The 3,850-nt window shown below is 72.1% G+C and carries 4 protein-coding genes; 1 reads left to right on the top strand and 3 read right to left on the bottom strand.

Translation table 11 applies throughout. The features are described from left to right. Window positions 1-104: 104 nt before the first annotated feature. Window positions 105-1,859, bottom strand: a complete 1,755-nt coding sequence (locus ACWGDE_RS37040) for an acetyl/propionyl/methylcrotonyl-CoA carboxylase subunit alpha (protein WP_453393476.1) — start codon at window positions 1,857-1,859, stop codon at window positions 105-107. Window positions 1,860-2,290: 431 nt separating this feature from the next. Here ACWGDE_RS37040 and ACWGDE_RS37035 point away from each other — a divergent pair, with 431 nt between their 5' ends. Further along, the gene (locus tag ACWGDE_RS37035; RefSeq protein ID WP_453393475.1) at window positions 2,291-2,839 is read left to right on the top strand and encodes a hypothetical protein; all 549 of its coding nucleotides are present in this window, start codon (window positions 2,291-2,293) and stop codon (window positions 2,837-2,839) included. Here ACWGDE_RS37035 and ACWGDE_RS37030 read toward each other — a convergent pair. Both ACWGDE_RS37030 and mmpB read right to left on the bottom strand, forming a co-directional pair. Next, the gene (locus ACWGDE_RS37030; RefSeq protein WP_453393474.1) at window positions 2,820-3,449 is read right to left on the bottom strand and encodes a Maf family protein; all 630 of its coding nucleotides are present in this window, start codon (window positions 3,447-3,449) and stop codon (window positions 2,820-2,822) included. The two genes, ACWGDE_RS37035 and ACWGDE_RS37030, sit on opposite strands and share 20 nt — an antisense overlap. 127 nt (window positions 3,450-3,576) lie before the next feature. Continuing rightward, window positions 3,577-3,711 carry a morphogenic membrane protein MmpB gene (mmpB, locus tag ACWGDE_RS37025; protein WP_453393473.1) on the bottom strand — a complete coding sequence of 45 codons (135 nt, stop codon included), beginning with the start codon at window positions 3,709-3,711 and terminating at the stop codon, window positions 3,577-3,579. Between the last annotated feature and the right edge of the window lie 139 nt (window positions 3,712-3,850).

Here is a 3,850-nt window from a genome sequence, read left to right as displayed (position 1 = left end):
GGTCTGGGCGGAGCCCAGGGAACGGGCGAAGGGTGGGTAGGGGACCCAGCCCCGCGCAGCGGCGCACGCACCCGCAGGCGGGTAGGTGCGCCGCAGCCGGGACGTCAGTCCTTGATCTCGCAGATGGTCGCGCCCGACGTGAGCGAGGCGCCGACCTCGGCCGACAGGCCGACGATCGTGCCCGAGCGGTGCGCGTTGAGCGGCTGCTCCATCTTCATGGCCTCGAGGACGACGATCAGGTCGCCCTCGTTGACCTGCTGGCCCTCCTCGACCGCGACCTTCACGATCGTGCCCTGCATGGGCGAGGCCAGCGTGTCGCCGGAGGCGGCCGGGCCGGACTTCTTCGCCGCGCGGCGCTTCGGCTTCGCGCCGCCGGCCGCCGCGGTGCGGGCCAGGGTCATGCCCAGCGAGGACGGGAGGGAGACCTCCAGGCGCTTGCCGCCGACCTCGACGACCACGGTCTCGCGGCCCGGCTCGTCCTCGGTGTCGTCCGCGGCGGGAACCACGAACGCCGGGATCTCGTTGACGAACTCGGTCTCGATCCAGCGGGTGTGGATCGTGAACGGGTCCGAGGTGAACGCGGGGTCGGCGACGACCGCGCGGTGGAACGGGATGGCCGTGGCCATGCCCTCCACCTCGAACTCGGCCAGCGCGCGCGCCGCCCGCTGCAGGGCCTGCTCGCGCGTGGCACCCGTGACGATGAGCTTGGCGAGCAGGGAGTCCCACGCGGGGCCGATGACCGAACCGGTCTCGACGCCCGCGTCGAGGCGGACGCCTGGACCGGTCGGCGCGTTGAACTTGGTGACGGTGCCCGGCGCCGGCAGGAAGCCGCGGCCCGGGTCCTCGCCGTTGATGCGGAACTCGAAGGAGTGACCCCGCAGGACCGGGTCCCCGTAGCCGAGCTCCTCGCCGTCGGCGATGCGGAACATCTCGCGCACCAGGTCGATGCCGGCGACCTCTTCGGTCACCGGGTGCTCGACCTGCAGACGGGTGTTGACCTCGAGGAAGGAGATGAGGCCGTCGGCGGAGACGAGGAACTCGACGGTTCCCGCGCCGACGTAGCCGGCCTCCTTCAGGATCGCCTTCGAGGCGGCGTACAGCTCGGCGTTCTGAGCCTCGCTCAGGAACGGCGCGGGGGCCTCCTCCACCAGCTTCTGGTGGCGGCGCTGCAGCGAGCAGTCACGGGTGGAGACGACGACCACGTTGCCGTGGGAGTCGGCCAGGCACTGGGTCTCCACGTGCCGCGGCTTGTCGAGGTACTGCTCGACGAAGCACTCGCCGCGGCCGAAGGCGGCGATGGCCTCGCGCACGGCGGAGTCGTAGAGCTCCGGCACCTCTTCGAGGGTGCGGGCGACCTTCAGACCGCGACCGCCACCGCCGAAGGCGGCCTTGATCGCGATCGGCAGGCCGTGCTCCTTGGCGAAGGCGACGACCTCGTCCGAGCCGGAGACCGGGTCGGGCGTGCCGGCCACGAGCGGCGCGCCGGCGCGCAGCGCGATGTGGCGGGCGGCGACCTTGTCGCCGAGGTCGCGGATGGCCTGCGGCGGCGGGCCGATCCAGATCAGGCCCGCGTCGATGACGGCCTGCGCGAAGTCGGCGTTCTCGGAAAGGAAGCCGTATCCGGGATGGATGGCGTCCGCGCCGGAATCGGCTGCGGCCTGCAGGATCTTGGAGATGTCCAAGTAGCTGGCGGCCGGGGTGTCACCGCCCAACGCGAAAGCTTCGTCGGCCGCGCGGACGTGCAGAGCGTCCCGGTCCGGATCGGCGTAGACGGCTACGCTCCCGATCCCGGCATCCCGGCAGGCCCGAGCAACGCGGACTGCGATTTCGCCACGGTTGGCGATGAGCACCTTGCGCACGATGGCTCCCTCCTTGAAACAAGCTGAGTTTAGGGACAGCCCACACGGCCTTTCGACCCTTCCCCAGAGGTGACCTTGCCCACACGGAGTGTGATTCGAGTCTGACTGGAGTCGAAAAAACCCATGCGGCGCCCCAAGTCAGGGGGATCCCCGACTGCACAGTAACCCTGTAGCGCATCCCTGGTCTCTGTCCGCCAGGTCAGCGGGCCCGGGTGATTCTTTGTCGAGTCCCTACGAACGGCCCATTCAATCTTTGCGTGACCGCCGTGCGGATACCGCGCCGACGCCGCGCCGACGCCCGGGGGCCGCCGGGCCGTCACCGGGTGGGAGCCCCACCGTAACGAAGCGGTCCCGGCCCCTTGTCGGCAGGATTACCCGTTAGTAGCCTCCAGGCGTCGAACAGGCTTGTGCTTGTGGGGGATGGGGGCGTCGTGGCTGGTGTGGGTGGCGTGGTGCTGCGGAGATCCGTGGCCGGAGCGACCGCGGTCGTACTCGTCGCGGAGGGGGCGCTGCTCGCCTTCGTCCACCTCGTCCTGGGACGGACCACCGCGAACCAGTCGATGTCCATAGCGGGCATGGATCCGGACGTCATGTCCACGGCCACGTACGCGATGGGCGCCGGCATGGGCGGCTTCCTGCTGCTCTGCGCCGTCCTCGTCGCCGTCGCCGCGATCCGCGACCGGGCCCCGGGCTCCTTCGCCCGCGTGGTCCTCGTCACCGCCGCCGTCACCCACGGAATCCTGGGCGCCCTCGTCGTCGGCCTGGTCGGCTGGCCCGCCTTCGCCCTGATGATGGCGATCCTGTGCCTGCTGGTGGCCAGCCTGATGCTCTACGGGGCCAAGGGCGCGGGCCCGGAAGGCGCGAACGGCGCGGACGGCGCCGACGGCGGCCCCGACATCCAGGACGCGCCTCCCGGGCACCCGCTGCTCGGGGACTTCGGCTTCGGTGAGACCGGGGAGATCAAGCCCACAAGTCCGTGATCGACACGCCGAGTTCGGCCAGCAGCGAGCGCAGCAGCGGCAGGGAGATCCCGATCACGTTGCCGTGATCCCCGTCGATGCCCTCGATGAACGGCGCCGACAGCCCGTCCAGGGTGAACGCCCCCGCCACGTGCAGCGGCTCCCCGCTGGCCACGTACGCCGCCACCTCCGCGTCCGTCGGCTCGCCGAAGCGCACCGTGGTCGACGCCGTGGCCGAGACCTGGCGGCCGGTCGCCGTGTCGATCACGCAGTGCCCGGTGCGCAGCACCCCGGCGCGCCCGCGCATCGACTTCCAGCGGGCCGTGGCCTCCTCGGCGTCCGCCGGCTTGCCCAGCGCCTCGCCGTCCAGCTCGAGTACGGAGTCGCAGCCGATCACCAGGGAGCCCGCGGCCTCGTCCAGGGCTGCCACGACGGCCGCCTTCGCCTCGGCCAGCGCGAGCGCCAGGGCGGCCGGCTCGTCGTGGTTCAGGGTGTCCTCGTCGAAGCCGCTGACGATCACGTGCGGGGCGAGCCCGGCCTGCCGCAGCAGGTTCAGCCGGGCGGGCGAGGCGGAGGCGAGGACGAGCGCGTGGCGGGCGTCGGGGCGGTGTTCGGCAGTCATGCCCGCCATCGTAGGGCGGCCGGGGCGACGGCAGGCCGCCCTCGGGCGAGGAGGGCCGCCGGGGCCGCCGCCGGGGCGCGGGAGCCCGCGGCGGGGGCGACCGGCGCATCGGGGAAGGGCGCAGCCGCGAGGCGGCCTAGAACCCGCCCACGCCGAGCACGTACACCACGACGAGCATCGCGATGACGACGATCACCGTCATCCGCCGGACCATCGCCTGCGCCTCGCGCATGTCCTTGGGCGGCTCGTCTTTCGGGTCTGACCAGAGCATGCCCCGATCCTGTCCCCGGGAACGCCCGTGGCGCCTTTGTAGGGGTTCTCCGGCGCCCAGGGGCGTTTACGCCAAATTAGCCCCGACGGGGGCCTGGCGGGCGCGTTCGTACGCCCCCCCCATGCCCGGACGGGCCGCC

Source organism: Streptomyces sp. NPDC054956, assembly GCF_053609185.1.
This window is presented reverse-complemented; position numbering and strand designations above follow the sequence as displayed.